This window comes from Nocardia sp. NPDC051750 (genome assembly GCF_044453135.1).
GTDB lineage: Bacteria > Actinomycetota > Actinomycetes > Mycobacteriales > Mycobacteriaceae > Nocardia.
In genome coordinates this window covers 1,274,173-1,298,846 of record NZ_JBITCK010000001.1, presented here as the reverse complement: position 1 = coordinate 1,298,846, position 24,674 = coordinate 1,274,173, and the positions used below count along the sequence as shown (strand labels likewise).

Annotated in this window: 26 protein-coding genes; 12 read left to right on the top strand and 14 right to left on the bottom strand. The window is 66.5% G+C overall.

Annotation, left to right across the window (positions count from 1 at the left end; all coding sequences use genetic code 11):
- From ACIA75_RS05735 to ACIA75_RS05725, 3 genes are read right to left on the bottom strand one after another with little or no spacing between them, the layout of a single operon-like run.
- Positions 1–522 (bottom strand): hypothetical protein, encoded by a 522-nt coding sequence (locus ACIA75_RS05735; protein WP_397100266.1) that lies wholly within the window; start codon positions 520–522, stop codon positions 1–3.
- On the bottom strand, positions 519–1,151 hold the full coding sequence (locus tag ACIA75_RS05730) for a DUF397 domain-containing protein (RefSeq protein ID WP_397100264.1): 633 nt from the start codon (positions 1,149–1,151) through the stop codon (positions 519–521). The genes ACIA75_RS05735 and ACIA75_RS05730 overlap by 4 nt, the downstream gene beginning before the upstream one ends.
- Positions 1,148–2,026 (bottom strand): helix-turn-helix domain-containing protein, encoded by an 879-nt coding sequence (locus ACIA75_RS05725; protein ID WP_397100262.1) that lies wholly within the window; start codon positions 2,024–2,026, stop codon positions 1,148–1,150. Before ACIA75_RS05725 ends, ACIA75_RS05730 begins: the two co-directional genes overlap by 4 nt.
- 663 nt (positions 2,027–2,689) lie before the next feature.
- On the opposite strand from ACIA75_RS05725, the gene ACIA75_RS05720 reads away from it, so the two are divergent.
- The gene (locus ACIA75_RS05720; RefSeq protein WP_397100260.1) at positions 2,690–3,016 is read left to right on the top strand and encodes a hypothetical protein; all 327 of its coding nucleotides are present in this window, start codon (positions 2,690–2,692) and stop codon (positions 3,014–3,016) included.
- Positions 3,017–3,109: 93 nt separating this feature from the next.
- On the opposite strand, the gene ACIA75_RS05715 is transcribed toward ACIA75_RS05720, so the two are convergent.
- Positions 3,110–4,150: an LLM class F420-dependent oxidoreductase gene (locus ACIA75_RS05715; RefSeq protein WP_397100258.1), complete on the bottom strand. Its 1,041-nt coding sequence runs from the start codon at positions 4,148–4,150 to the stop codon at positions 3,110–3,112.
- A 61-nt stretch (positions 4,151–4,211) separates the two neighbouring features.
- Here ACIA75_RS05715 and ACIA75_RS05710 point away from each other — a divergent pair, with 61 nt between their 5' ends.
- The 5 genes from ACIA75_RS05710 to ACIA75_RS05690 are packed head-to-tail and all read left to right on the top strand — an operon-like array spanning position 4,212 to position 8,815.
- Positions 4,212–5,225, top strand: coding sequence for a Zn-ribbon domain-containing OB-fold protein (locus tag ACIA75_RS05710; RefSeq protein ID WP_397100256.1), 1,014 nt, complete (start codon positions 4,212–4,214; stop codon positions 5,223–5,225).
- Positions 5,226–5,238: 13 nt separating this feature from the next.
- A complete protein-coding gene (locus tag ACIA75_RS05705; protein WP_397100254.1) occupies positions 5,239–6,306 on the top strand; it encodes a thiolase domain-containing protein in 1,068 nt (355 codons plus the stop codon).
- Complete coding sequence (locus ACIA75_RS05700) at positions 6,303–7,469, top strand: thiolase domain-containing protein (protein WP_397100252.1); 1,167 nt, start codon at positions 6,303–6,305, stop codon at positions 7,467–7,469. The genes ACIA75_RS05705 and ACIA75_RS05700 overlap by 4 nt, the downstream gene beginning before the upstream one ends.
- Positions 7,470–7,471: 2 nt before the next feature.
- A complete protein-coding gene (locus ACIA75_RS05695) occupies positions 7,472–8,347 on the top strand; it encodes a TIGR03619 family F420-dependent LLM class oxidoreductase (protein ID WP_397100979.1) in 876 nt (291 codons plus the stop codon).
- Positions 8,348–8,398: 51 nt separating this feature from the next.
- Positions 8,399–8,815, top strand: a complete 417-nt coding sequence (locus ACIA75_RS05690) for a nuclear transport factor 2 family protein (protein WP_397100250.1) — start codon at positions 8,399–8,401, stop codon at positions 8,813–8,815.
- Positions 8,816–9,179: 364 nt separating this feature from the next.
- Here ACIA75_RS05690 and ACIA75_RS05685 read toward each other — a convergent pair whose 3' ends face one another.
- Positions 9,180–10,436, bottom strand: a complete 1,257-nt coding sequence (locus ACIA75_RS05685; protein WP_397100977.1) for a cytochrome P450 — start codon at positions 10,434–10,436, stop codon at positions 9,180–9,182.
- 158 nt (positions 10,437–10,594) lie between these two features.
- Between ACIA75_RS05685 and ACIA75_RS05680 the strand changes: the two genes are divergently transcribed.
- On the top strand, positions 10,595–11,758 hold the full coding sequence (locus ACIA75_RS05680; RefSeq protein ID WP_397100248.1) for a steroid 3-ketoacyl-CoA thiolase: 1,164 nt from the start codon (positions 10,595–10,597) through the stop codon (positions 11,756–11,758).
- A 434-nt stretch (positions 11,759–12,192) separates the two neighbouring features.
- Positions 12,193–12,609 (top strand): helix-turn-helix domain-containing protein, encoded by a 417-nt coding sequence (locus ACIA75_RS05675; protein WP_014348820.1) that lies wholly within the window; start codon positions 12,193–12,195, stop codon positions 12,607–12,609.
- 234 nt (positions 12,610–12,843) lie between these two features.
- Here ACIA75_RS05675 and ACIA75_RS05670 read toward each other — a convergent pair whose 3' ends face one another.
- The 5 genes from ACIA75_RS05670 to ACIA75_RS05650 form a co-directional block, all read right to left on the bottom strand.
- Positions 12,844–13,866, bottom strand: a complete 1,023-nt coding sequence (locus tag ACIA75_RS05670; RefSeq protein WP_397100245.1) for a hypothetical protein — start codon at positions 13,864–13,866, stop codon at positions 12,844–12,846.
- Positions 13,863–14,405, bottom strand: coding sequence for an ImmA/IrrE family metallo-endopeptidase (locus tag ACIA75_RS05665; RefSeq protein WP_397100243.1), 543 nt, complete (start codon positions 14,403–14,405; stop codon positions 13,863–13,865). Before ACIA75_RS05665 ends, ACIA75_RS05670 begins: the two co-directional genes overlap by 4 nt.
- Positions 14,406–14,410: 5 nt before the next feature.
- Positions 14,411–15,526, bottom strand: a complete 1,116-nt coding sequence (locus tag ACIA75_RS05660) for a hypothetical protein (RefSeq protein WP_397100241.1) — start codon at positions 15,524–15,526, stop codon at positions 14,411–14,413.
- 890 nt (positions 15,527–16,416) lie between these two features.
- On the bottom strand, positions 16,417–17,328 hold the full coding sequence (locus ACIA75_RS05655; RefSeq protein WP_397100239.1) for an SDR family oxidoreductase: 912 nt from the start codon (positions 17,326–17,328) through the stop codon (positions 16,417–16,419).
- Positions 17,329–17,425: 97 nt separating this feature from the next.
- On the bottom strand, positions 17,426–18,232 hold the full coding sequence (locus tag ACIA75_RS05650; protein ID WP_397100237.1) for an SDR family oxidoreductase: 807 nt from the start codon (positions 18,230–18,232) through the stop codon (positions 17,426–17,428).
- A 66-nt stretch (positions 18,233–18,298) separates the two neighbouring features.
- On the opposite strand from ACIA75_RS05650, the gene ACIA75_RS05645 reads away from it, so the two are divergent.
- From ACIA75_RS05645 to ACIA75_RS05630, 4 genes are read left to right on the top strand one after another with little or no spacing between them, the layout of a single operon-like run.
- Positions 18,299–19,063, top strand: a complete 765-nt coding sequence (locus ACIA75_RS05645) for an enoyl-CoA hydratase family protein (RefSeq protein WP_397100975.1) — start codon at positions 18,299–18,301, stop codon at positions 19,061–19,063.
- A gap of 41 nt (positions 19,064–19,104) precedes the next feature.
- Complete coding sequence (locus tag ACIA75_RS05640; protein WP_397100235.1) at positions 19,105–19,983, top strand: CoA transferase subunit A; 879 nt, start codon at positions 19,105–19,107, stop codon at positions 19,981–19,983.
- Positions 19,980–20,738 carry a CoA-transferase subunit beta gene (locus ACIA75_RS05635; RefSeq protein ID WP_397100233.1) on the top strand — a complete coding sequence of 253 codons (759 nt, stop codon included), beginning with the start codon at positions 19,980–19,982 and terminating at the stop codon, positions 20,736–20,738. Before ACIA75_RS05640 ends, ACIA75_RS05635 begins: the two co-directional genes overlap by 4 nt.
- Positions 20,735–21,817, top strand: coding sequence for an NAD(P)H-dependent flavin oxidoreductase (locus tag ACIA75_RS05630; protein ID WP_397100231.1), 1,083 nt, complete (start codon positions 20,735–20,737; stop codon positions 21,815–21,817). The genes ACIA75_RS05635 and ACIA75_RS05630 overlap by 4 nt, the downstream gene beginning before the upstream one ends.
- Before the next feature lie 142 nt (positions 21,818–21,959).
- Here ACIA75_RS05630 and ACIA75_RS05625 read toward each other — a convergent pair whose 3' ends face one another.
- The 4 genes from ACIA75_RS05625 to ACIA75_RS05610 form a co-directional block, all read right to left on the bottom strand.
- A complete protein-coding gene (locus ACIA75_RS05625) occupies positions 21,960–22,088 on the bottom strand; it encodes a hypothetical protein (RefSeq protein WP_397100229.1) in 129 nt (42 codons plus the stop codon).
- Between the two features lie 21 nt (positions 22,089–22,109).
- Positions 22,110–22,856 (bottom strand): DUF427 domain-containing protein, encoded by a 747-nt coding sequence (locus ACIA75_RS05620; RefSeq protein WP_397100227.1) that lies wholly within the window; start codon positions 22,854–22,856, stop codon positions 22,110–22,112.
- Positions 22,857–22,949: 93 nt separating this feature from the next.
- Entirely contained in the window at positions 22,950–24,176 is a 1,227-nt protein-coding gene (locus ACIA75_RS05615; protein ID WP_397100974.1) for an MFS transporter, read from the bottom strand.
- A 14-nt stretch (positions 24,177–24,190) separates the two neighbouring features.
- A complete protein-coding gene (locus ACIA75_RS05610; RefSeq protein ID WP_397100225.1) occupies positions 24,191–24,661 on the bottom strand; it encodes a MarR family winged helix-turn-helix transcriptional regulator in 471 nt (156 codons plus the stop codon).
- Between the last annotated feature and the right edge of the window lie 13 nt (positions 24,662–24,674).

Genomic DNA, 24,674 nt, shown 5'->3' with positions numbered 1-24,674 from the left:
TCACTCCAGCCAACCACGGCGGCGTCGATCTTGGAAGTACAGGTCGTCCTCATCCGGTTCGTCGGGCGTGACGACGATATCGCGCCACGACTTCTTCGGACCGGGTGCCGGCCCGGCTTCGCGGGGGCGGGAACTTTCCGGATCACTCCCCGCCGAATCGCCGGAGGGGCGACCAGGTGCGTCTGCCGGTGACGACGCCTGCACTTCTGGGGCAGTCGACTCCATCCCCAGCCTATCGAGTTCGGCCTGGCCCTGCTCGGCGAGTCGCTCACGCTCGGCGGCGGGTGTTTCGGCAGCCCACCGGATCGCGGCCGGGGCCACATTGTCGAGAATACGGTTGAAAGCCGGGTTGTTCATCAGCTCGCGCGCACTCGACCGGCCACTGGCGATATCGCTGATCTGCTTCTTCAGGTCCGGATCCGAAGAATGCTGGGCCAGGATCCGCAGAGCACGGGTGGCTTGCTGGGAGAGCGCCTTGTCGCCGTGTGCGACGTCCAATATCGGTTGCTCTGGTGTATTCATGTTGCTATCGCTCCGGGATGGTCATAGCCCTCGGCGGCTGCACCGCCGGGGAGCTCCGGGAAGTCCAGGAGAGCGTTCATACCTGACTCGACCAGCCCGAGAGCCCCTTCGGAGGCGGCGAACCACATCCCGAACTTGCCGTGCATCGCTATCCCCTGTTTGATCACGCCGAGCGCTCGAAGTGCCGCCGCCTGCATGGCCGCCCCCGCCGGAGCTCCCGCGACACTCGATGTCAAGGAGGCGGCTGCGGCCTGGAAGACAAAGTAGAGGAACGCATCGTCGAACATCTTCTGCACGAGCGCCGAGATGGTCTGTGCCATCAGGTACGACTCCATTGCGAAAGAGTCGATCCTGTCGGATATACCTTGTATAGCCTCGATTTGGGCATTCAGCCCATCGACGAGCTCCTGAAAATATTCCCGGGATCCGTCGGCCGCGTTTCCCTTCCAAGAAGTCTCGAACTCCTTGATGGCATCTTCGATCGCAATGCCGAAATCGGCGTTATATTTCGCCATGTTGCCGATGGCGATTCCTGCATCGCCCCCGATGAACGCCACCTCGACACACTCTTGACTGCCGCCACTATGGCTGCTCTTGAACCAGCGAGCTTCGGATAGATGAGCGCTCACCCTGCGAACTCCCTTGCCTTTTCGCGAAGCAGTTTCCTGCTGTCCTGCACATCCAACGCTACCCGCCGCAGGCTCGAGTGCGCGTTGCGATATCGGTCCACGAGGTCCGGATCATCGAAGTACATCGCCCCGGTATAGCCCTCGGTATACACCACAGGCGGCTCACCGGACTCCCCCTCCGACTCCAGCGCGAAATCAAGGATGATGAACGGCCCGGTCAGATCACCCAACGGCAGGCCCCCAGCGAAGGGGAGAACGCGGACCGAGACGTTCGGACGGGTTCCCATATCCGCCAGATGCCGAAGCTGCGCTGCCATGACACGTCTGCTACCGACAACCCTGTGCAGTGCCGATTCATCCAGAATGACATCTATCGGGAGTGGCCCCGACTTCTTGATTATCTGAACTTGGCGGCGGATCCGCATCTCGACTCGTCGAACGATTTCACTATCGAGTTCGGCGGGATGAGCCAGCCGGATCACGGTCCGCGCATAGTCGGGTATCTGTAGCAGGCCCGGGACAAGTTCAGCGAAGTAGGTCAGTTTCCGCGCCCCCGCTTCCAGCCCCATGTACACATCGAAATTCAGGGGGATCAGGTCGCCGTCCTGATGCCACCAGCTCTTGCTGTTGCCCTGCTGAGCAAGACCTTTCAGGGCATCGAGGGTGGTCTCGTCGGCACCGCATACCCGGCAGATCGCTTCGATATCCCAGAGCCGGATCCGGTCGGCCGCACCGGTTTCCAGGCGCTGCACGGTGGTGGCACCGCGTTCGATACGCCGTGCCAGCTCCGCGATCGTGAGCCCGGCGCCCTGCCGTAGGTCGCGCAGATATCGCCCGACTTGGCGACGCGGGAGGGTCGAGCCGATATCTGCCATGACAACCTACTTCCCCTTGGATCACGCGCTCGAACTTGTCCCGATCGGATCATCGCCACGCGCAGCGCCGGTGTCAGTCGATAAACCCACCGAATCGAGCCGAAATCGCACTGCCCCAATGAGAATCATTACACATGGCTGCAACGCCCAGGGCGTGGAACGCCTGGGTTATCCCGCATACGCCGGATCGAGCCGATATCCACAATTCGCATCCGTTTTCTTTGGATGCGGCCGCTTCGTTTCCTGGATGACCGTCGAATATTCGCCGGATCCTGTTCTCGGCCTTCGGTTCGATTCGATCGGATCATCCGCAGCGCGACGGGTTTTTCCGATGGGTCCGCTCTACTGGGCCTGCGAAGAGCACAGCCCCCCAACGAGAAGTGATCGACGATCGGAGGCAACCATGCCGGGGTTCCACACCGAGCAGCCCGAGACCTGGGCACCCCCGCTACCGCGGCGAACCACGCCGAGCCACCGGACGGCGGTGGCGGCAGAGCGACTCTGGCGGGCAGCCGAATGTTACGACCTCGGCGTGCTCGAACGAGTCGCCCGAAGCCTGCGCGACCTCGATACGGACCGTGGATGCCGGTCCCGCACCCAGCACGAAATCGACGGAGTCATCGCCCGATACCGCGCGGCCCACCCCGAGGCGCGGTATGGCCGTTGACCCCTGCGCACTGCACGCCGAGCCCTGGGTCCCGCCGGCCGCGCTGGACATGGATCGGGGTCGGGGTACGGGACACCGCGCCTCCGTGCGGTTGCGGGCCGTTCATCACCACCCGCCAACTGCGCATCGTCACCCATCACGGCAGGAAGCCATGGGGACCCCTCGCCGCGATCGCCTGCCCTGGCGGATGCCGGGAATTCGCACCGGTCCAGGACGACGGCAGTATCGGCCGGCACGGCTGCCCTGCCTGCCCCTGGACGGGTATCCAGGTAGTCGAGAAGGGTCTGTATCCGCCGTTGCTCGCCGCCCAGGACTACCGGTGAACGCCGCCTACGGTCGACCTAGGGTGCGCGGTGACCCGATACCCGCCGGAGGCGTCCGGCGGGTATCGGTAGGGGTCATTTTCTGAAACAAGTTCAGCGGACGCCGACCAGGGGCGCCAACCGCTTCAGCTGCTCCACATCGGGCACCGAGACCAGCAGCATGGTGACGCCGGCGGCCTCCCAGACGCCGATCTGCTCGCGGACCTGGGCCTTGTTGCCGATGATCGCGGTTTCCAGGACCAATTCGTCGGGGACAGCCGCGGCCGCCTCGGCCTTCTTGCCCGCCTGGAACAAGGTGCCGATCTCGTCGACCTCCTTCTCGTATCCCATCCGGCGATACACCTGGGCGTGGAAGTTGAGTTCGGGTGCGCCCATGCCACCGATGTAGAGCGAGGTGATCCAGCGCATCCGTTCGATCTCGGCCGCCGGATCGTCGGTGATGATCACCTGCGCGGTGGCGGCGATCTCGAAATCCTCCCGCGAACGCCGGGCACCCGCCCGCGCGAAGCCCTCGTCGAGCCATTCGTTGTAGACCCCGGCCATCCGGGGCGTGTAGTAGATGGCCAGCCAGCCGTCGGCGATCTCGGCGGTGAGGGCCACGTTCTTCGGGCCTTCGGCGCCCAGCCAGATCGGCAGATCAGCACGTAGCGGGTGGGTTATCGGCTTGAGCGGTTTACCCAGTCCGGTAGCGCCCGGGCCGGTGTAGGGCAGCGGATAGTTCGGCCCGTCGTTGGTCACCGGCCCCTTCCGGGCGAGCACCTGGCGCACGATATCGACGTATTCGCGGGTGCGCTGCAACGGTTTGGCAAACGGCTGGCCGTACCAGCCTTCCACGACCTGCGGGCCCGATACGCCGAGGCCGAGGATGGCCCGGCCGCCGCTGAGGTGGTCGAGAGTCAGCGCGTGCATCGCGGTGGCCGCGGGGGTTCGCGCGGACAACTGCACCACGGAGGTGCCCAGCCGCACCCGTTCGGTCGCCGATCCCCACCAGGCCAGCGGGGAGAATGCGTCCGAGCCCCAGGATTCGGCGGCGAAGACCGCGTCGAACCCCGCTTCCTCGGCCGCGACGACCACCTCGGCGGCGTGTTCCGGCGGTCCCGCGCTCCAATATCCGAGCTGCAATCCGAACTTCACATCCGACCCCTTTCCGGCCCACTGCTTGCCAGCAGAATAAGAACCTGTTCTACTCGATATCGTGACTCATGGGAATACTGCACCCACGGTAATTACGCAGGAACGCCCGCCGGGACTGAAACCGAGCGATGTGCTCAGTGCGCCCCTGCGGATGCAGTTCGACTACACGCGTTCCGTGGGACCCACCATCGGCAAGTATCTGACCGGACTCCGCGAGCGCCGAATCTTCGGCAACCGCGGCTCCGACGGCCGGGTTCTGGTACCGCCGGCCGAATACGATCCGGTGACCGCCGAACCGCTGTCGGAGTTCGTCGAGGTCGCCTCGACGGGCACCGTCAAGTCCTGGAGCTGGGTCCGCGACCCGCTCCCGGGCCAGCCCTTCGACCGGCCGTTCGCCTTCGCGCTGATCCAGCTCGACGGCGCGGACACCGCATTGCTGCACGCGGTGGATGTGCAGAGCCCGGAGCAGATCAGCACCGGTATGCGGGTGGTCGCCCGCTGGGCCGCCGAGACGACCGGCACCATCCACGACATCGCGTGCTTCGAACCCGGTGAGACGCCCACGGCGACACCGGCTCCGGCATCCGACGCCGAACCGGTCACCATGATCACCACGCCGATCTCGATGGATTACAAGCACACCGCCTCCCCCGAGGAGACCGCCTTCCTGCGCGGCCTGAAGGAGGGCAAGCTCATCGGCGGTCGCGCCGACGCGGACAGCAAGGTGTACTTCCCGCCGCGCGGCGTCGATCCGGTCGACGGACGCTCCACCGCCGATATGGTCGAGCTGTCCCATACAGGCACCGTCACCACCTTCTGCATTGTGAACGTGCCATTCCAGGGGCAGCGGATCAAACCGCCCTATGTGGCCGCGTACGTACTGATCGACGGTGCGGATATTCCTTTCCTGCATCTGGTGCTCGGCTGCGAGGCCAGCGAGGTGCGGATGGGCATGCGGGTCAAGGTGGTGTGGAAGCCCCGCGAGGAGTGGGACTACACCATGGCCAATATCGACCATTTCGAGCCGACCGGCGAGCCGGATGCCGACTACGACACCTACAAGCATCACCTGTGAGAGGGCTCCCCGCGTGACCATCACCGAGCGTTCCACCGATAACGCCACCGATATCGCCGTCGTCGGCTTCGCACACGCACCGCATGTGCCGGAGACCTACGGCACCACCAACGGTGTGGAGATGCTGGTGCCCTGCTTCCAGCAGCTCTACGACCAGCTCGGCATCACCAAGTCCGATATCGACTTCTGGTGCTCCGGATCATCGGACTTCCTTGCCGGGCGTTCCTTTTCGTTCATCTCCGCGATCGATTCGATCGGTGCCGTGCCGCCGATCAACGAATCCCATGTGGAAATGGACGCCGCCTGGGCCCTGTACGAGGCGTGGGTGAAGCTCCGCTCCGGACAGGCGAAGACCGCCCTCGTGTACGGCTTCGGGAAATCCTCCGCGAGCACGCTGCGCCAGGTACTGGCCACCCAGCTCGACCCCTACCTGGTCACTCCCCTGTGGCCGGATTCGCTGGCCATCGCCGGACTCCAGGCCCGCGCCGGGCTGGATGCCGGCCGCTGGACCGAACGCGATATGGCGGCCGTGTCGGCGGCACATACCGTCGACGGAACATCGGTCGACGATCTGCTGGCCGCCCCGTACGTCGCCGACCCGCTCCGGGCGCACGACTGCGCGCCGATCACCGACGGTGCCGCGGCCATCGTGCTGGCGGTCGGTGACCGCGCCCGCGAACTGAACGAACGTCCCGCGTGGATCACCGGTATGGCGCACCGGATCGACTCCAGCGCTCTGGGCGCCCGCGATCTCACCACCTCGCCCTCGGCGGCGGCCGCGGGGCAGTCGGTGACCGGCGGCGACACCACCGGGATCGATGTGGCCGAACTGCACGCGCCGTTCAGCCACCAGCAGCTCATCCTCGCCGAAGCGCTCGGACTGAAACCGGAGACCTCGGTGAACCCGTCCGGCGGCGCGCTGGCCGGAAACCCCATGTTCGCCACCGGGCTGGAACGTATCGGCTATGCCGCGCTGCCCATCATGGCGGGCACCGCCGGGCGCACGCTGGCGCATGCCACCAGCGGCCCGGCCCTGCAGCAGAACCTTGTGACCGTCCTGGATTCGGAGGCCCGCCGATGAGTTTCCCCGCCGCGGTGCTGGGCACCGGACAGACCCATCACGTTGCCAAGCGCAGCGATGTCTCGATGGCCGGGATGTGCCGTGAGGCGATCGACCGGGCACTGGCCGATGCCGACCTGACCATGGCCGATATCGACGCGATCGTCATCGGCAAGGCGCCCGACATGTTCGAGGGCATGATGATGCCCGAGCTGTACCTGGCCGACGCACTGGGTGCCCCCGGCAAACCGCTGCTGCGGGTGCACACCGCAGGATCGGTCGGCGGCTCCACCGCCTGCGTGGCCGCCAATATGGTGCAGGGTGGCGTGCACGAGAAGGTGCTCGCCATCGCCTGGGAGAAGCAGTCGGAATCGAACGCCATGTGGGCCCTGTCGATTCCGGTGCCGTTCACCATGCCGGTCGGCGCGGGCGCGGGCGGTTATTTCGCACCCCATGTGCGCTCCTATATCCGGCGTTCGAACGCTCCGCTGCATATCGGCGCCACGGTCGCGGCCAAGGATCGGCGCAACGGGGCCAAGAATCCGCACGCCCATCTCAAGCAGGGTGATAAGACCGCGGAAGAGGTACTGGCCTCCCAGATGCTCTGGGACCCCATCCGGTTCGACGAGACCTGCCCGTCCTCCGACGGCGCCTGCGCCGTGGTGATCGGCGGCGAGAAGTCGGCGACCGCGGTGGAAGCGTCGGGCAAGAAGGTCGGCTGGATCCACGCCACCGCGATGCGCACCGAGCCGCTGGCCTACGCCGGCCGCGACCAGGTGAACCCGCAGGCCGGCCAGGATGCGGCCAAGGCCCTGTGGGCGCAGGCCGGGATCACCGACCCGCTCGCCGAGATCGATGCCGCCGAGATCTATGTCCCGTTCTCCTGGTTCGAGCCGATGTGGCTGGAGAACCTCGGTTTCGCCGCTCCCGGTGACGGCTGGAAACTCACCGACAAAGGGGAAACCGAAATCGGTGGCGCGCTCCCGGTCAACCCGTCGGGCGGGGTGCTCTCTTCGAACCCGATCGGCGCCTCCGGCATGATCCGGTTCGCCGAAGCCGCCAAGCAGGTGATGGACCGGGCCGGGGACTACCAGGTCGAAAACGCCCGCAAGGCGCTGGGCCACGCCTACGGCGGCGGTTCGCAGTACTTCTCGATGTGGGTTGTGGGATCGGAACGCCGATGACATTGAAGTTCAGCCTGGGCATCGCGCTGAGTCCGCTGGACCAGCTGCCCGAACTCGCCCGCACCGCGGAGGAGGTCGGGTTCACCTCGATCGCCCTGCCGGATTCGCTGTTCTATATGAAATCCCAGGCGGCGGACTATCCGTATACCCCGGACGGCAGCCGCTTCTGGGGTCCGGAGACACCGTGGGTGGACCCGCTGATCGCCGCGACCGCCATGGCCGCGGTGACCACCCGGCTCCGCTTCTACACCAATGTGCTGAAACTCGGTTCCCGCAATCCGCTCCTGCTCGCCCGCCAGGTCGGGTCGGTCGCGAATCTGTCCGGTAACCGGTTCGGGTTCGGTGTCGGAATCGGCTGGGCGCCTGAGGAATTCGAATGGTGCGGCGTGCCCTACGCCCGCCGCGGTGCGCGGGTCGACGAGATGATCGAGGTCATCAAGAAGGTCCTCGACGGCGGCATGGTCGAATATCACGGCGAGTTCTTCGATTTCGACGAGCTGCAGATGAGCCCCGCGCCGAGCGAACCGGTTCCGTTCTATATCGGTGGGCATACCGAGGTGGCGCTGCGTCGGGCGGCCAAGGTCGGTGACGGGTGGACCTCGGCGATGATGAAATTCGCCGATCTCCAGACCACCATCGCCCGCCTGGGTGAGCTGCGGGCCGAACACGGGCGCGCCGATATGCCGTTCGAGATCCAGGCTGTCTGCATCGACAAGTTCGGCCGCGACGGATACCAGGAGCAGTACGACGCCGGTGTCACCGACGCGATCGTGGTGCCCTGGCTGGCCGCCGGTATCGGATTCGACGGTGAACTCGAGGCGAAGAAAGACGCACTGCGCACATTCGCCGAAGAGAACATCCAGAACCCGATCACCTGAGCACCCGTGGTGCCGCCCCCGGCGGCACCACGGTTTGTCGAGAGGAAACTCATGAGCACCGACGAGCATCCCGCACGCGCGGCCGGTCTTGCTTCCCAGGCCGCGGTCCGCGCCCGGGACAAGGACGCCTGGCTCGCGCTGTTCGCGCCGGACGGGATCGTGGAGGACCCGATCGGGCCGTCCGGTTTCGACCCCGAGGGCAAGGGACACCGCGGACCCGAAGCGATCGCGGCCTTCTGGGACAAGGCGATAGCGGGCACCGATTCGATCGAGTTCCTGTTCGGTGATTCCTTCGCCTGCGGCGGAGAGGTCGCCTTCACCGGCACGATCCGCAGCATCATCGGTGGCCACCGCATCGACGCCGAAGGTGTTTTCACCTACAAGGTGGACGACTCCGGGAAGATTCTCGCCCTCCGCGCGTTCTGGGAAGTAGATCGCGCGATGGCCACGGCCACCCCGATCGGCTGATCGGTTCCCGGACTGCCCCTCACAGTCCGCCGTCCGATCAGCTTCTCCAACGAATCGGCCCCCGCACCATTGGTGGTGCGGGGGCCGATTCGTCTGCACCCCACCGGCTTCCGGTCCGTGTGCGGTCGGTCGTACGAACCGGCAGTCCTCCGACCACGGAAACCGGATAACCTACGCGGCGAAGGCCGCGGGCGGATCGCCCGACGATAGTGCGAGGAAAAGCTTCGGCCCCGCACCCATTCATCCTGGTGCGGGGCCGAAGCTGTGGGCCGCGCCGCCGCCACAACTGCGCGACGCACACTCGTTTCCGATACTGCCCGGCCCACGGCGTCGCCGCGGGCGGGGCACCCTCGCGCCGCGGAACTCAGCTCGCGGTCTTACCCGTCATCGGGCAGGTCTTGTAGTCGACCTGGAACTCCTTGACACCGTTCAGCCAGCCCGAACGCAGCCGCTTGGGGTCGCCCAGCTTGGTGATATCGGGCATGTGATCAGCGATCGCGTTGAAGATCAGGTCGATTTCCAGCTTCGCCAGGTTGGCGCCGATGCAATAGTGCGCGCCGGTACCGCCGAAGGCCACATGCTGGTTGTCCTCGCGCATGATGTCGAACTTCTCCGGGTTCTCGAAGACGTCCTCGTCGAAGTTCGCCGACCGGTACACCATCAGGACCCGCTGGCCCTTCTTGATCTGGACGCCGCCCAGTTCGGTGTCCTCGAGCGCGGTGCGCTGGAAGGTGGTGATCGGGCTGGCCCAGCGGATGATCTCGTCGGCAGCCGTCTTGGGGCGTTCCTTCTTGTAGAGCTCCCACTGGTCCGGGTTCTCCAGGAAGGCGATCATGCCGTGGGTGATGGCGTTGCGGGTGGTCTCGTTGCCCGCGACCGCCAGCAGCATCACGAAGAAACCGAATTCCTCGGATTTGAGGGCTTCGCCGTCGATATCGGCTTCGACCAGGGTGGTGACGATATCGTTGGCCGGGCAGGCCTTGCGAGCCTCGGCCATCGCGTAGGCGTATCCGAGCAGTTCGGTGGAGGCCTGCACCGGGTCCACATCGATTTCCGGATCGTCGTAGCCGGTCATCTCGTTGGACCAGGTGAACACCTTCATCCGGTCTTCCTGCGGGACACCGATCAGTTCGGCGATCGCCTGCAGGGGCAGTTCGCAGGCGATCTGGGTGACGAAGTCACCGGACCCGGTCTCGGCAGCGGCCTTGACGATGGCCTCGGTCCGCTTCGACAGCTCCTCCCGCAGCGAGTTGATCGCGCGCGGGGTGAACCCGCGGGAGATGATCTTGCGCATCCGCGTGTGCTCGGGCGGATCCATGTTCAGCAGAATGAAACGCTGCAGTTCGATCTGCTCACGTTCGATATCGTCGTTGAAGCGCGGCAGCGCGGTGTTCTCGAACGTCGAGAACACATCGCTGCGCCGCGACACCTCCTTGACATCAGCATGTTTGCTGACGACCCAGAAGCCGTCGTCGTGGAAACCGCCGACCTCCGGCGATTTCTCCTGCCACCAGATCGGTGCGGTACGGCGGAGTTCGGCGAACTCCTCGACCGGCACCCGCTGCACGTACATGTCGGGGTCCGTGACATCGAACCCGTCCGGCAGGTTCGGCCGGCCCATGCGCGTATCCACCACCAGATGTCTCCTTCGACAAACTGAAACACGTTCTACAATCATTGAAGCACAGGCGGGTGTATGAGGAAAGAAACCGGACTGAACTTGCCCTTGCCTGTGTGCGGAACACGTTACAGTTTTATGTCCGAAACGAAAGGTTCACCATGGGCACTCCCGTTATCGTCGAGGCAGCTCGCACCCCCATCGGCAAGCGCAACGGCTGGCTGTCCGGCCTGCACGCGGCCGAGATCCTCGGTCTCGCCCAGCGCGGGCTGCTCGATCGCGCCCACCTCGACCCCGCGAAGGTCGAACAGGTCATCGGCGGCTGCGTCACCCAGGCCGGCGCCCAGTCCAACAACATCACCCGTACCGCGTGGCTCACCGCCGGTCTGCCGTGGCAGATCGGCTGCACCACGATCGACTGCCAGTGCGGATCGGCCCAGCAGGCCAACCATCTGATCGCCGGTCTGATCGCCACCGACGCCATCGATATCGGTGTCGCCTGCGGCGTCGAGGCCATGAGCCAGGTCCCACTGGGTGCCAACGTCGGCGAGAACGCCGGCCCGCGGCGGCCCGAATCCTGGGATATCGATATGCCCAATCAGTTCGAGGCCGCCGAACGGATCGCCAAGCGGCGCGGTATCTCTCGCGAAGATGTGGACGCACTCGGTGTCCGGTCGCAGCGGCTGGCCGCCCAGGCCTGGGCCGAGGGCCGGTTCGACCGCGAAGTCCTGACGCTCACCGCCCCGGTCGTCGACAAAGAGGGCAACCCGACCGGCGAGAAGCATGAAGTGAGCCGGGATCAGGGTCTGCGGGAGACGAGCGCGGAGAGCCTCGCCAAGCTGAAGCCGGTTCTGGAGGGTGGTATCCACACCGCCGGCACCTCTTCGCAGATCTCCGACGGCGCCGCGGCAGTGCTACTGATGGACGAGAAGGCCGCCCAGCGCGAAGGCCTGCGTCCGCGGGCCCGGGTGGTGACCCAGTGCCTGGTGGGCGCGGAGCCGGAGTTCCATCTCGACGGTCCGGTCCAGGCCTGCAGCCGGCTACTCGAGCGGTCCGGGATGAGTATCAACGATATTGATCTGTTCGAGATCAACGAGGCATTCGCCTCCGTGGCATTGTCGTGGGCCCAGGTTCACCAGCCGGATTTCGACCGAGTGAATGTGAACGGCGGGGCGATCGCGCTGGGCCACCCGGTCGGCTCCACCGGGTCCCGGCTCATCACCACGGCACTGCACGAACTGGAGCGGTCCGACCGCAATGTCGCCATGGTGCTCATGTGTGCCGGTGGCGCACTCGCGACAGGGACGATCATCGAGCGTCTCTGAATCATCAGCCGAATTCTCGGTACAGCCCCCGGGATCCGGGGCAGTAGTGCCACATCACATGTGCAAGCCCCGGATCCCCTGGAAATTCCACACCGTAGGTTGAACGTTCATCTCAACGTTCAGCAGACGTGTCGTACGCCACACAAAGTGATATAGACCGCCTTCCAAGGGGTATCAGCTACCCGGAGGTTACTCGCCGCCTGTCCGGGAAGACCCCCGCGACGGGCGGCGACCTGCCTGTATCAGGTGTCCGCAAGATCCGTGCGGGTAACCCGCAAACGCGATGCCTCGGTCCACTTCTCCGGATACACACCTAGAAGCTTCAAGGAAATCCCGAATCAGGCGTAGGTTTTCAGTTACTGAGCCGCTAATATCAATGATAGGTATCCGAGATAACGACTGTTAGTACAGTGAAGGGAATTGGGCGGCTCACAATGGCTGATTTCGCGGCGCGGCTGAACAAGCTGTTCGAAACCGTGCATCCCCCGGGGCGAAAGCCGCATACCAATGCAGAGGTAGCGGCAGCACTGACGGCATCCGGTCATCCGATCTCCAAACCGTATCTGTCGCAGTTACGGTCGGGCCAGCGGACGAATCCGTCCGATGAGACAGTCGCCGCCCTGGCGAAGTTCTTCAAGGTCAAGCCCGATTACTTCTTCAACGACATCTATGCCGCGAAGATCGATCATGACCTCGAACTCCTCTCGCAGCTACAGGGTTACGGGCTGCGGCGGCTCTCCAGCCGGGCCTTCGACCTCTCCGAGGAGTCGCAGAACCTCCTGACCTCCATGGCGGAGAAACTGCGTGCGAGCGAGGGTTTGCCTGAAGTTCCGCCGGACGGGACCGAATAAGACCGGAAGCAGACGCGGTGCGATCCGAACCGGGTCGCACCGCGTCTGCTCCTGTTCGACGAAATCCCTACCGTGGTGTTCCCACCGGCGGAGAAAATTCCTGCGGTGGCAGTATCGTCGCACGCGAAGATCTGCGGTATCCGATAATCACGGTACCGACCACTCGGCATGATTCGAGCCCGCACCACTGCCATATCACAGTGACGTAACGGACATACCGCACACGCCGGGCAACTAGCGAACCGCAGCCTCCTGTTGCGGTGTTTGTTCCGGCAGCGCGTCGAAGGCCTGCGCGATCGCCTGCACCCAACCGCGCGGACTGATGCCCGCCGGCGGCGCGATCCACCGGGCGTCCACCACTGCGGGGCCCAGCGGATGCTTCGCCCACTGCGCCACTCGTTCGGCGCGCCTGCCGACCGCCGCGGGAGGCTCACCTGCCGCCACGATCTCCACTCCACCACCGGACTGCAGGTACAGGGCGTCCATAATCTGCGCCACTCGGTCCGACGCCTTGAGCTGCGTGGATGTACCGGTCTCTTCCTGGACCACCTCCGGGAAGCGTTTCACCAGAACCTTGTGCAAGGTCTGCACGCGGCGCAACAACAACCGCGCCCGCATCCACATCTCGACCACGATCCATACCGCGCCGAATGCGATCAGCAGTGCCGCCACCTGCCAGAACGGCCAGGCCCAGGCCGGCTGCCCCGGCTCGGCGCCGGAAGCACCGGTGAGCCCGCGCTGGATCTGCCCGGCGGCCAACGCGACGGCCAGCGCGGTCCCGGTGATGTAGATCGCGATACCCCGGCCGAGCGCGGTCCAGCTCAGGTTCCGCAGCCCGGTGACGAGAACGAAGATTCCCGCGGCTGCTGTCACGGCCCAGCCGAGAACGAAGGTCCAGGCCAACGCGCCGGCGATGGAGAGAACACCGATCCCGTATATGCCCCAGGCGATTTGACGTAGGTTCCGGCGCGAAACCACCGGCCAGGCCGCCGACGCGACCACCGAGGTCGCGGTGACGAACAACAGCCAGGAACCGGTCACCACCCCTTCGGAGAGCAGCCCGCCGGGCAATCCGCCGGGCAGCAGGTTATCGATCGCCAGCCCGACCTCGGGAATGGCCGCGGTACAGGCCAGGGCCACAGCGGATACGGCCACCACGATCGCCACCCGGGCGGTGGTGGCCGGTTTGACGAGTACGCGCCCCACCCGGGCGCCGGCCGCGACCCACACCACCAGGGCGGTCAACCAGAACGTCATCCCAGAGCCTCATCGAATCGAAGGACCGAGACGCCCGCGCCCCGGCTGTTGAATACGCGCAACCGCGTCATCAGCATGGCGGCGAAGGTTTCGGCCTCCCATTCGGCCTGATCGTCCTCGCCGTCGTCGACCGCGGACTCATGCGCGCGCTGACTGAGCATGTAGGCGATGAGCTCATCGCTCACCTCGAGCGTGACATCCGTGGCCGGGGCGCCTTCGTGATCGAAGACGATATGCCCCAGTTCGTGCGCGAGCGTATGGTCGCGGCTCGGCAGCGCGCTGGCCAGGACGATGATGTCCTTGGCCGGGTAGTACCGCCGCTGCCCGCATACACCGGGACCGAGATCGGCATCCGCGATCTCGATCGGCCGGCCGCGCTCGGCGGCCACCGCGTCCACCACCTGTTCCAGCGTGGTGGCGTCGGCGTCGGCCGCTATCGCGCAGACCGCATCCACCGCGGCCGCGACCCGGCGATAGGCACGAGTGCCCGGTGTTCTGCTCTGCGAGGTACGAGTGTTCTCGGTTCCGTGCTGCGTCATGGCGATCACGCACCCGTTCCGAAGAATTCGGCGCGCGCGGCGTCGATCCGGGCCTGCGCCTGTGCCGCGCTCTGATAGCTCATCACGGCCGAACCACCACCGGCGATTGCCAATGCGATCAGGCCACCGATCACCGACAGCAGTTTCGGTTCGGGGAGCAGTCCCTCTGCGCTGGTAGGCCGCACGGCATGGCTCGGCGGAGCCGCGACCACCGACGGCGCAGCGGTATCCGGGGCAGAACTGCCGGGTGCCCCGACAGGCGGCACGGCAAGAGCGGGAACACCCGCACCGGCCGCAACAGCGGGTGCACCTGCCCCGCCACCGGCGCCCGCGCCGCCGCCTCCCGGAGCCGGCAGTGCCAGCGGTGGACCGACCGGCGCCGGCGATACCGGAGGCACGGGCAGCAACAGGAGAAGCAGCGGCGCCGCCGAACCCACACCGGCCGAACCCACGGCCGCGGACCCCACGGCAGCCGAACCCAACGCCGCCGAACCCGTGCCCAGCACACCGACACCGGCCGAACCCAACGCCGCCGAACCGGTACCCAGCACACCGACACCGGCCGAACCCAACGCCGCCGAACCGGTACCCAGCACACCGACACCGGCCGAACCCAACGCCGCCGAACCCGTGCCCAGCACAGCGGAGCCCGTGCCCAGCGCGGCCGAGCCGGTCACACCGGCGCCCAGCCCGGCGGAGCCGACGGCAGCCGAACCGGTACCCACGGCAGCCGAACCGGTACCCACGGCGGCGGAGCCTGTTCCGGCGGCGGCGGAACCGGTAATCGCCAAGGGGGCGACCGCGGCCGACCCGACGGCCGCGGAACCGGTGGCGAGAATCGTTCCGAGCGCCGTACCGAGACCGACGGGCCCGACAGGTTCTGCTACCTGCACGGGTGCGGCGGGCGCCGCGGGCTCGACCGGTTGCCCGGTGTCCGCGGCGCTACTCCGGCCCGGGATGTTCAAGGGTTCCCACTGGGCCACGTCTCCGGAATCCGTTCCGCTGCTACCGGTATCGGTACCACCCGGCGTCGCGGGAGATGCGGGAGGAATGTTCGCCGGTGCGGGGGCAGCACTGCCGGTACCCAGGCCGGGGACGGGCAGGGCCCCAAGTGGCGGCACAGCTTCTTGGTTCGCCTCGGCGCCGCCGTTCGGTTGCCGGCCCGGGATCGCGAGTGGACCCACCGGCCCGGATTCGGGCGCAGTATTTGCTGGTGGCGTAGTCCCCTGGTCCCCGCTCCCGGTCGGCCCCTGCTCCACAACGGGAGCGCGGCCCGGTTCGGCTACGGCGTATCCCGGCCCCCCGAGTAGCCCGAGGCAACCAACGGCCCCGGCTACCGCGAGTAATCGCTTGCTGCGACCAACGGCCATGCGCCAGCCATCCCCTCGATCGATATTGCGGATCCCCCGGTGATGACGCCTTCCGGGCAGAACGAACAGATGGTTGCCCATAGTAAACCAGCGCCCTGACCGGCGCATAACAAAGCCGCGAGACAGCAGCCGCCCCGCACTGCGCCGCAGGTGGAGCGAGAGGCCACAGCGGTGGCACCACGAACGAGCATGGAATTACTCACAGTTACCGGTCGGCGGATGCGGTAACTGAGCCACCCGCACAGCGGCGGATTCCGGCGGCGCACGGCGTCCCGTCTCCCCATGGCGGCGTCCCTCGGCCGGAGACACCATCGGCACTACGGACCAGCGGACGACAGCGAGATCCGGCGACCCGCGCCACTCCCGGCGCCCGGGTACCCCGCCACCGGGTGAGGTCCGCAAGCTGTGAATGTGGATTTCGCACACCATGCTGCCGACTTGCGGCCGGGCAGGCCGGCTCATCGGCCGGTCGATGCAGCCGCGACTCGGCGGGCCGACTCCCCGGCAGTGGCGGCCCCAAATCGCTTCAGGGCGACCGCAGGCACGCCGGACCGCGATCCATCGCGGCCCGTTGACCGGGCCGGAGCAACCCGGCGGGCGCAGACTCGACTATGCGGCCCGCCGGGTACTCAGGGTGGGGTTTACGCCCCGTAGACCGGCTCCGGCGGGTTGCCCTTCGAGATCAGTTCCGACACCACCTGGCCGAGTTCGGCCGGGTCCCAGCGGGTTCCGCGGTCCACCGGAACGCCGTGCCGCCAGCCTTCGGCCAGGGCGATACGACCACCCTCGACCTCGAACATCCGGCCGGTGATCCCGGCCGATTCCGGGCTGCCCAGCCACACCACGATCGGCGAGATGTTCTCCGGCGCCATGGCATCGAACCCATCGTCCGGTTTGGCCATCATGTCGGCGAAAACTGTTTCGGTCATCCGGGTGCGGGCGGAGGGCGCGATGGCGTTCACGGTGACGCCATAGCGGCCGAATTCGGCCGACGCGGTGAGCGTCAGACCGGCGATACCCGCTTTGGCGGCACCGTAGTTGCCTTGACCGACGCTGCCCTGCAGGCCGGCGCCGGAGCTGGTGTTGATGATCCGGGCGTCGACCGGACGGCCGGCTTTGGATTCCGCGCGCCAATACGCGGCCGCATGCCGCATGGTGGCGAAATGGCCCTTCAGATGGACTCGGACCACCGAATCCCATTCGTCTTCGGCGAGGTTGACCAGCATGCGGTCGCGGACGAATCCGGCGTTGTTCACGAGCACATCGAGTCCGCCGAAGGTATCTACGGCCTGCTGGATCAACCGCTGCGAGCCGTCCCAGCTCGCCACATCGTCGCCGTTGGCGACCGCTTCGCCTCCGGCCGCACGGATTTCGGAAACCACCTGCTCGGCGGGCGTTTCCGTCGTCGATTCACCGCTGAGACTGGTGCCGATGTCATTGACCACGACCTTTGCGCCTGCGGCCGCGAAGGCCAGTGCGTGCGCGCGGCCGATTCCCCGGCCGGCGCCGGTGATGATGACTGTCCGTCCGGCGCAGATGCCCTCGGTTGCCATATCCGTTCCTATCGTCGATGGTCGTAACTGGTGATCGTCGTGCCCGGTGAACCCGATCCCGAGTGGGAACTGCGGTGCCACCGCCCGCCGCGTCGATTCATGAGTGCGCGGTGTTCGCCGAGTCGGCGGAATGGGCCGCGGTGGCGGCCGAGAGGAACGCCGGCGGTTCACCTCCGCCGTGGATCTGCAGGGTCGCGCCGCTGATATACGCGGCGAGCGGAGAGAGCAGGAAGGCCACGCCGTTGCCGACATCTTCGGGCCGGGCCAGCCGGCCCATGGGAATGGTTTTCCCGACCGCGGCGACACCGTCGGCGTCCCCGTAGTGCAGTTCGCTCAGTTCGGTTTCCACCGCGCCGACGACCAGTGAGTTGATCCGGACGCGCGGTGCCCATTCCGCGGCGAGCGAGACCGTGAGCGCGTCGACACCGGCCTTGGCCGCGCCGTAGGCGGCGGTGCCGGGCGAGGGCCGGTGACCGCTGAGGCTGGAGATATTGACGATCGATCCGCCGGACTCCTGCCGGCTGATCACCGCATGTGCCGCCTGCGCGACATGCAGGGCGGCGACCAGGTTCAACTCGATGATCTTGGAATGGAACCTCGGGCTGGCGTCGGCGGCCAGCGCGTAGGGCGCTCCCCCGGCGTTGTTGACCGCATGGTCCAGCCGGCCGTGCCGGCGCACGATCTCCGCGATCATCGACTGCACCGCGTCGGCGTCGCGCACATCGCAGGGCAGGAAGTCGACTTCACGCCCGTCCGCCGCGACCGGCGTATCCGCTGGTCGGCGCGCGCAGGCCACCACCGTCGCCCCGGCGGCCAGCAGGACCCGGCTGATACCGGCACCGACACCGCGGACGCCCCCGGTTACCAGAACGACGCGATCGGACAGGTCGATTTCGAGTGCCACCGTGTTAACCTACCAAGCAATTGCTTGCTTAGCCAAGATGCTCGAGAATGCGAGATGGGATACGCGATGGGGATCAAGCGCCATACGGAATCCGCCGGTATCGCCGTGGTCACGGTCGACTATCCGCCGGTCAACGCCATACCCTCGGACGGCTGGTTCGCCCTCGCCGACGAGATCCGCGCCGCCGGGCGCGACCCGGAAACCCGGGTGGTGGTTCTGCGCGCGGAGAACCGCGGCTTCAACGCCGGCGTGGATATCAAGGAGATGCAGCGGACGCCGGGACACCAGGCGCTGATCGACGCCAACCACGGCTGCTTCGAGGCGTTCGGCGCGGTGTACGACTGCCCGGTACCGGTGGTCACCGCGGTCCAGGGCTTCTGCCTCGGCGGCGGTATCGGCTTGGTGGGCAATTCCGACATCATCATCGCCTCTGAGGACGCCACCTTCGGCCTGCCCGAGGTCGACCGGGGCGCGCTCGGCGCCGCGACCCACCTGTCCCGGCTGGTCCCCCAGCACCTGATGCGCGCGCTGTTCTTCACCGCGAGCACGGCCACGGCCCAGCAACTGCACCACTACGGCTCGGTGCTGAAGGTAGTTCCCCGTGCAGAGCTGGATGCCGCGGCGCTCGAGGTCGCCAAGGACATCGCCGCCAAGGACGGCCGGGTGATCCGGGCGGCCAAACGCGCGCTCAACGGTATCGACGTGCAGGACGTGCACCGCAGCTACCGCTACGAGCAGGGGTTCACCTTCGAACTGAACCTCTCCGGAGCCTCGGACGAAATCCGCGAACGCTTCGACGCGGATCTCGCGGCGCAAAAGGGCAAGAACTGACACCGATCCGGAGGATCGTTAAATTGGTGGAACGGAAAACCATGCGAGACAAGCGGAAATCGCTGGACGAGATCGTCGGCGAACTGCGCAGCGGAATGACCATCGGGATCGGCGGCTGGGGGTCGCGACGTAAGCCGATGGCCCTCGTCCGGGCACTGTTGCGGTCGGACATCACCGACCTGACGGTGGTCACCTACGGCGGGCCCGATCTCGGCCTGCTGCTCTCGGCCGGAAAAGTACGCAAGGCCTACTACGGTTTCGTCTCCCTCGACTCGGCGCCGTTCTACGACCCCTGGTTCGCGAAGGCCCGCACCTCCGGGCAGATCGTCGCCCGCGAAATGGACGAGGGCATGCTCAAATGCGGGCTCGAGGCGGCCGCGGCGCGGCTGCCGTTCCTGCCGATCCGCGCGGGCCTCGGCTCGGATGTGCCGAACTTCTGGGACGGCGAACTCCGGACCGTCACCTCGCCGTATCCGGGTCCGGACGGCCGGGCGGAAACCCTGATCGCCATGCCGGCGCTCAACCTCGACGCGGCGCTGGTGCACCTGAACCTCGGTGACGCGCACGGCAATGCCGCCTACCAGGGCGTGGACCCGTATATGGACGATCTCTTCTGCATGGCCGCCGAGAAGCGCTACCTCTCGGTCGAACGCATCGTGGAGACCGAGGAACTGGTGAAAACCGTTCCCCCGCAATCGTTGCTGCTGAACCGGATGATGGTCGACGCGGTCGCCGAGGCCCCCAACGGCGCCCATTTCACGCTCGGCGGCGAAAGCTACGGCCGGGACGAGAAGTTCCAGCGGCACTATGTCGAAGCCGCCGGGTCGCCGGAGACCTGGCAGACCTTCGTCGACACCTACCTGAGCGGCTCGGAGGACGACTACCAGGCTGCCGTCGCGCGATTCAAGGAGGAGCGGTGACCAGCACCGAAACCATCACCCGGGCCGAGGTGTGCGCGATCGCCTGCGCCGAGATCTTCCGCGATGCCGGAGAAATCTTCGCCAGCCCCATGACGCCGATGGCCCAACTGGGGGCGCGGCTCGCGAAACTCACCTTCGAACCCGATTTGCTGCTCTCCGACGGCGAGGCGTTCTTCCTCGCCGAAACACCGCCCATCGGCGGTAAGGCACCGGTGGAGGGCTGGATCCCGTTCCGCCGGGTCTTCGATGTACTGGCCTCGGGCCGCCGCCATGTGGTGATGGGCGCCAACCAGATCGACCGCTACGGCAACCAGAACCTCTCCGCTTTCGGCCCGCTGCAGCAGCCGACCCGGCAGATGTTCGGGGTGCGTGGCGCTCCGGGAAATACGATCAACCACCCGACGAGCTATTGGGTCGCGCGGCACAACAAACGGGTTTTCTGCGACAAGGTCGATATCGTCGCCGGCATCGGCTACGACAAGGTCGACCCCGAGAACCCCGCCTTCCGCTTCATGAAGGTCCACCAGGTGGTCACCAATCTCGGTGTTTTCGATTTCAACGGTCCCGGCCACACCATGCGGGCACTGAGCCTGCACCCCGGCGTGACCGTCGACGAGGTCGCGGAGAACACGTCATTCGAGATCGCCGATCTGGGCACCGCCGGGGAAACCCGGCTGCCGAGCACCGAGGAACTGCGGATCATTCGCGAAGTTCTGGATCCCAAGAAGATCCGCGAGAAGGAGGTCCCGCAATGACGCCCCGGCTGCGGACCCCGCTGACCGAACTCGCCGGGATCGAGCACCCCATCGTGCAGACGGGTATGGGCTGGGTCGCCGGGCCCAGTCTGGTCTCGGCCACGTCCAACGCCGGCGGATTGGGCATCCTGGCCTCGGCCACGATGACCTACGCCGAGCTGGAAACAGCGATCACGAAAACGAAGGCACAGACCGATAAACCGTTCGGCGTGAACATCCGCGCCGATGCCTCCGACGCACCCGAGCGGATCGACCTGCTCATTCGCGAGAAGGTGAAGGTCGCGTCCTTCGCTCTCGCCCCGAAGAAGGACCTCATCGCGAAGCTGAAAGACGCGGGCGTGGTGGTGGTCCCGTCGATCGGCGCGGCCAAGCACGCTGTGAAGGTCGCGTCCTGGGGCGCAGACGCGGTGATCGTGCAGGGCGGTGAAGGCGGCGGGCACACCGGGCCGGTGGCCACCACGCTGCTGCTGCCGTCGGTACTGGACGCGGTGGATATCCCGGTCGTGGCGGCCGGCGGTTTCTTCGACGGACGCGGCCTGGCCGCGGCTCTTTCCTACGGGGCGGCCGGGGTCGCGATGGGCACCCGCTTCCTGCTGACCCAGGAGAGCAGCGTCCCCGAAGCGGTGAAGCAGGAATACCTGAGCCGGCAACTCGGCGAAACCGTGGTGTCCACGAAGGTGGACGGTATGCCGCACCGGGTGCTGAACACCGAACTCGTGCAGAAGCTGGAGAACTCCGGCCGGATCCGCGGCCTGACCGCGGCGGTCGGCAACGCGGCCCGCTTCAAGAGCATGACCGGGATGAAATGGTCCACGATCGTCCGCGACGGCCTGGCCATGCGCAAAGCCAAGGACCTCACCTGGTCCCAGGTCATCATGGCGGCCAACACACCGATGCTGCTGCGCGCCGGGCTGGTCGAGGGCAACACCGAGGCCGGGGTGCTGGCTGCGGGTCAGGTCACCGGCATCCTGGAAGACCTCCCTACCTGTCAGGAACTGATCGACCGGATCATCGCCGACGCGCTGACTCGGATCGAGACGGTCGCAGCCCTCGCCCGCGGCACCGAATCGGCCGGCTGAGCCCGAGCCCGTTTCGCGCAGGTGCATCCGGACCGCCGGTACACCCGCCGTGTGGTGTTCGTCCTGCCGAGAGGGGCGAACCCGCCCACTGTTGTAATAGTTTTTGTCGCACAATGGGCGGGTGTCGACTACACGTGCGGGCTCAACGGGTGGTCGGTGTTGCGACCAGTTCCTGGAAGTCGACCAGGCGTTCGGTGGTGCTGATCTCCGGGCGCGTACCGGTGCGTCCGGTGGCGCGGTCGCCGATACCGGGCTCCTCGGCGATAAACACCGCGCCGGGGGGCCATTCACCTCACCCCAACTGCGTATTCGGACGCTCCTGCAACTCGCCGTCGAGGTACATATCGACCTTCTCGTTGTAGAAGCAGGCCAGACCGGCGATCTTCTGACTCTCCGGCGTCGGCGTGCGATAGATCCACACCAGGTCCGGATACTCGGTGCCGCCGACCTCGATGTTCCAGTAGTCGGCATTACCCTTGTACGGGCAGCTGGTGTGGGCGTCCGAGGGCCGCAGAAGGTCCATCCGGATATCGGTGAGCGGCAGGTAGTAGCGGGCAGGTAGACCTGTTTCGAACAGGATGCGCGGGGTCCGTGAATCCGCGACGGTGACGCCGTCGATCTCGACGCGTACGTGTCGCGAGCTGGCGAGGATATCGACGCGCGAGTACGGGTCGCGCGGGTGGACGTAGATCGGTTCGTCCTCCTCGAACCATTCGTCCATCGCGTTCCATTCCAGCCGCACCAGTTCGCTCAGCTGCGGTGCGTCCGGGTAGATCCGGGCGGCACCGGCCGCGACGGCACCGTCGACCACGACGTCGTATCCGACCCCGTCACCGCGACGCCGCGAGGGGTGGGTGGTGCCGTCCGGTTCCAGTTTTGCGCGCAGATCGGCTACCTGTATGTAGTAGGCCGGGTAGTAGGGGATCTCCCACACCAGTGCGGGCCGGACGGTATCGGCTACCAACTGCCCGCCGAAGTAGACCCGCACTCGCTTCTGGATCGTCTCGACCCGGATCTCGTCTCGCTGCGCCTCGGTCATACTTCTCGAGCCTACGCCGGGGTGTCGCCGGCCCGGACGCAAAAGGCAGGCCCCGCCGATGGGCGGGGCCTGCCGGGCGACCTCTTGTGAAGGTCAGTCTCCGACCGTGACCGCTTGCGCTTCTTCCACGCTGTGCGGGGCGGGGTCGTGGTCGTCGATATGAGCGAGCGCACTCCGGCCGGCCAGCAACACCACCACACCCACGGCGGTACACGCGGCGCCGACCCAGAACGGCAGCGAAATGCTGGTTTCTCCCAGTTTGCCCGCCAGCCACGGCGCGGCCGCGCCACCGGCGAACCGGACGAAACTGTAGGCCGCGGACGCGGTGGAGCGTTCCACCGGCGCGGAGATCATGACGGCTTCGGTGATCAGGGTGTTGTTGACGCCCAGGAACAGGCCGGCGATGACGACTCCGCCGATCAGCACCGGCTTGTGCTCGGCGAACAGCGCCATCACCGCCAGATCGGCGGCGAACAGCCCGACCGCGAGCGCGATCATCGGCAGGGTGCCGAACCGTGCCTGCAGTTTCGGGGCGAGGAACACCGAGGAGATCGCGAGCAAGATGCCCCAGCCGCAGAAGATGAAGCCGATCGCGTAGGTGCCCATATCCAGCGGGAACGGGGTGTAGGCGAGCAGGGTGAAGAAACCGAAGTTGTACAGCAGCGCGGTAATGCTCACCACCAGCAGCCCGCGATGCCGCAGCGCCTTGAACGGCGCGGCCAGCGAGGTCGGTTTCGCAGCCCGGGGCCCTTCGGGCAGGAGTACGACGATGGCGACGAAGGCGATGGCCATCAGCACCGAGACACCGAAGAACGGGCCACGCCAGCTGATTCCGCCCAGCAAACCACCCACCAGCGGTCCGGTGGCGATACCGATACCGAGCGCGGCCTCGTACAGGATGATCGCTTTGGCAACCCCGCCGGTGGCGGCGCCGACGATCGTGGCGAGCGCGGTGGCGATGAACAGGGCGTTGCCCAGACCCCAACCGGCCCGGAACCCGACGATCTGCCCGACCGTATCCGATAGTCCCGCGGCCGCGGCGAAGACGATGATCAGCGCCAGCCCGGCCAGCAGCGTCTTCTTGGCACCGAAGCGGCTGGAGACGACACCGGTGACGAGCATGGCCACACCGGTGACGAGCATGTAGCTGGTGAACAGCAGCGATACCTGCGATGGGGAGGCGTTGAGCTGTTCACCGATGGGTTTGAGGATCGGGTCGACCAGGCCGATCCCCATGAATGCGATAACGCTGGCGAAGGCGACGGCCCAGACCGCCTTCGGCTGCCCGGTCGATGTGCTGGTGGTCGGCGTGGTGGCCATCCTGGTGGTGATGCTCATCGGTGTTTCCTCGGTGACGTGTGGTTCCCGGTCGATTCCCGGATCGCCGTCAGCAGTTCCCGCAGGTCGGCGGCGAGTCCGGTCAGGCGTTCGGCGTCGAATCCGGGTAGTGGGCCCGATAACGCGTCACGCATGGCCGCACGAGAGGCGGCGAGCCGGGCGTGCCCGGCCGGGGTGAGTTCTACGACGACTGCGCGGGAATCATCCGGGTCGCGGTGCCGGGAGGCGTAGCCCTCCCCCACCAGCCGGGCGATGAGCGCGGTCGCCGTGGGTTGCGATGTGCGATCGATACGCGCGAATTCGCTGACGCGCAGCGAACCGTGTTCTTCGAGTACTGCCAGTGCGCGCACGGTGGCGCGCGGCAGGTCGTCGACGCTGAGCGTTCCCGCCGCGCGCGTGAGCCGACCCGCGGTGACCAGTAGATCGACGACGGTGTCGTCCACATCGGTCACCGGGCTCGGCTGCACTCCAATATTATTA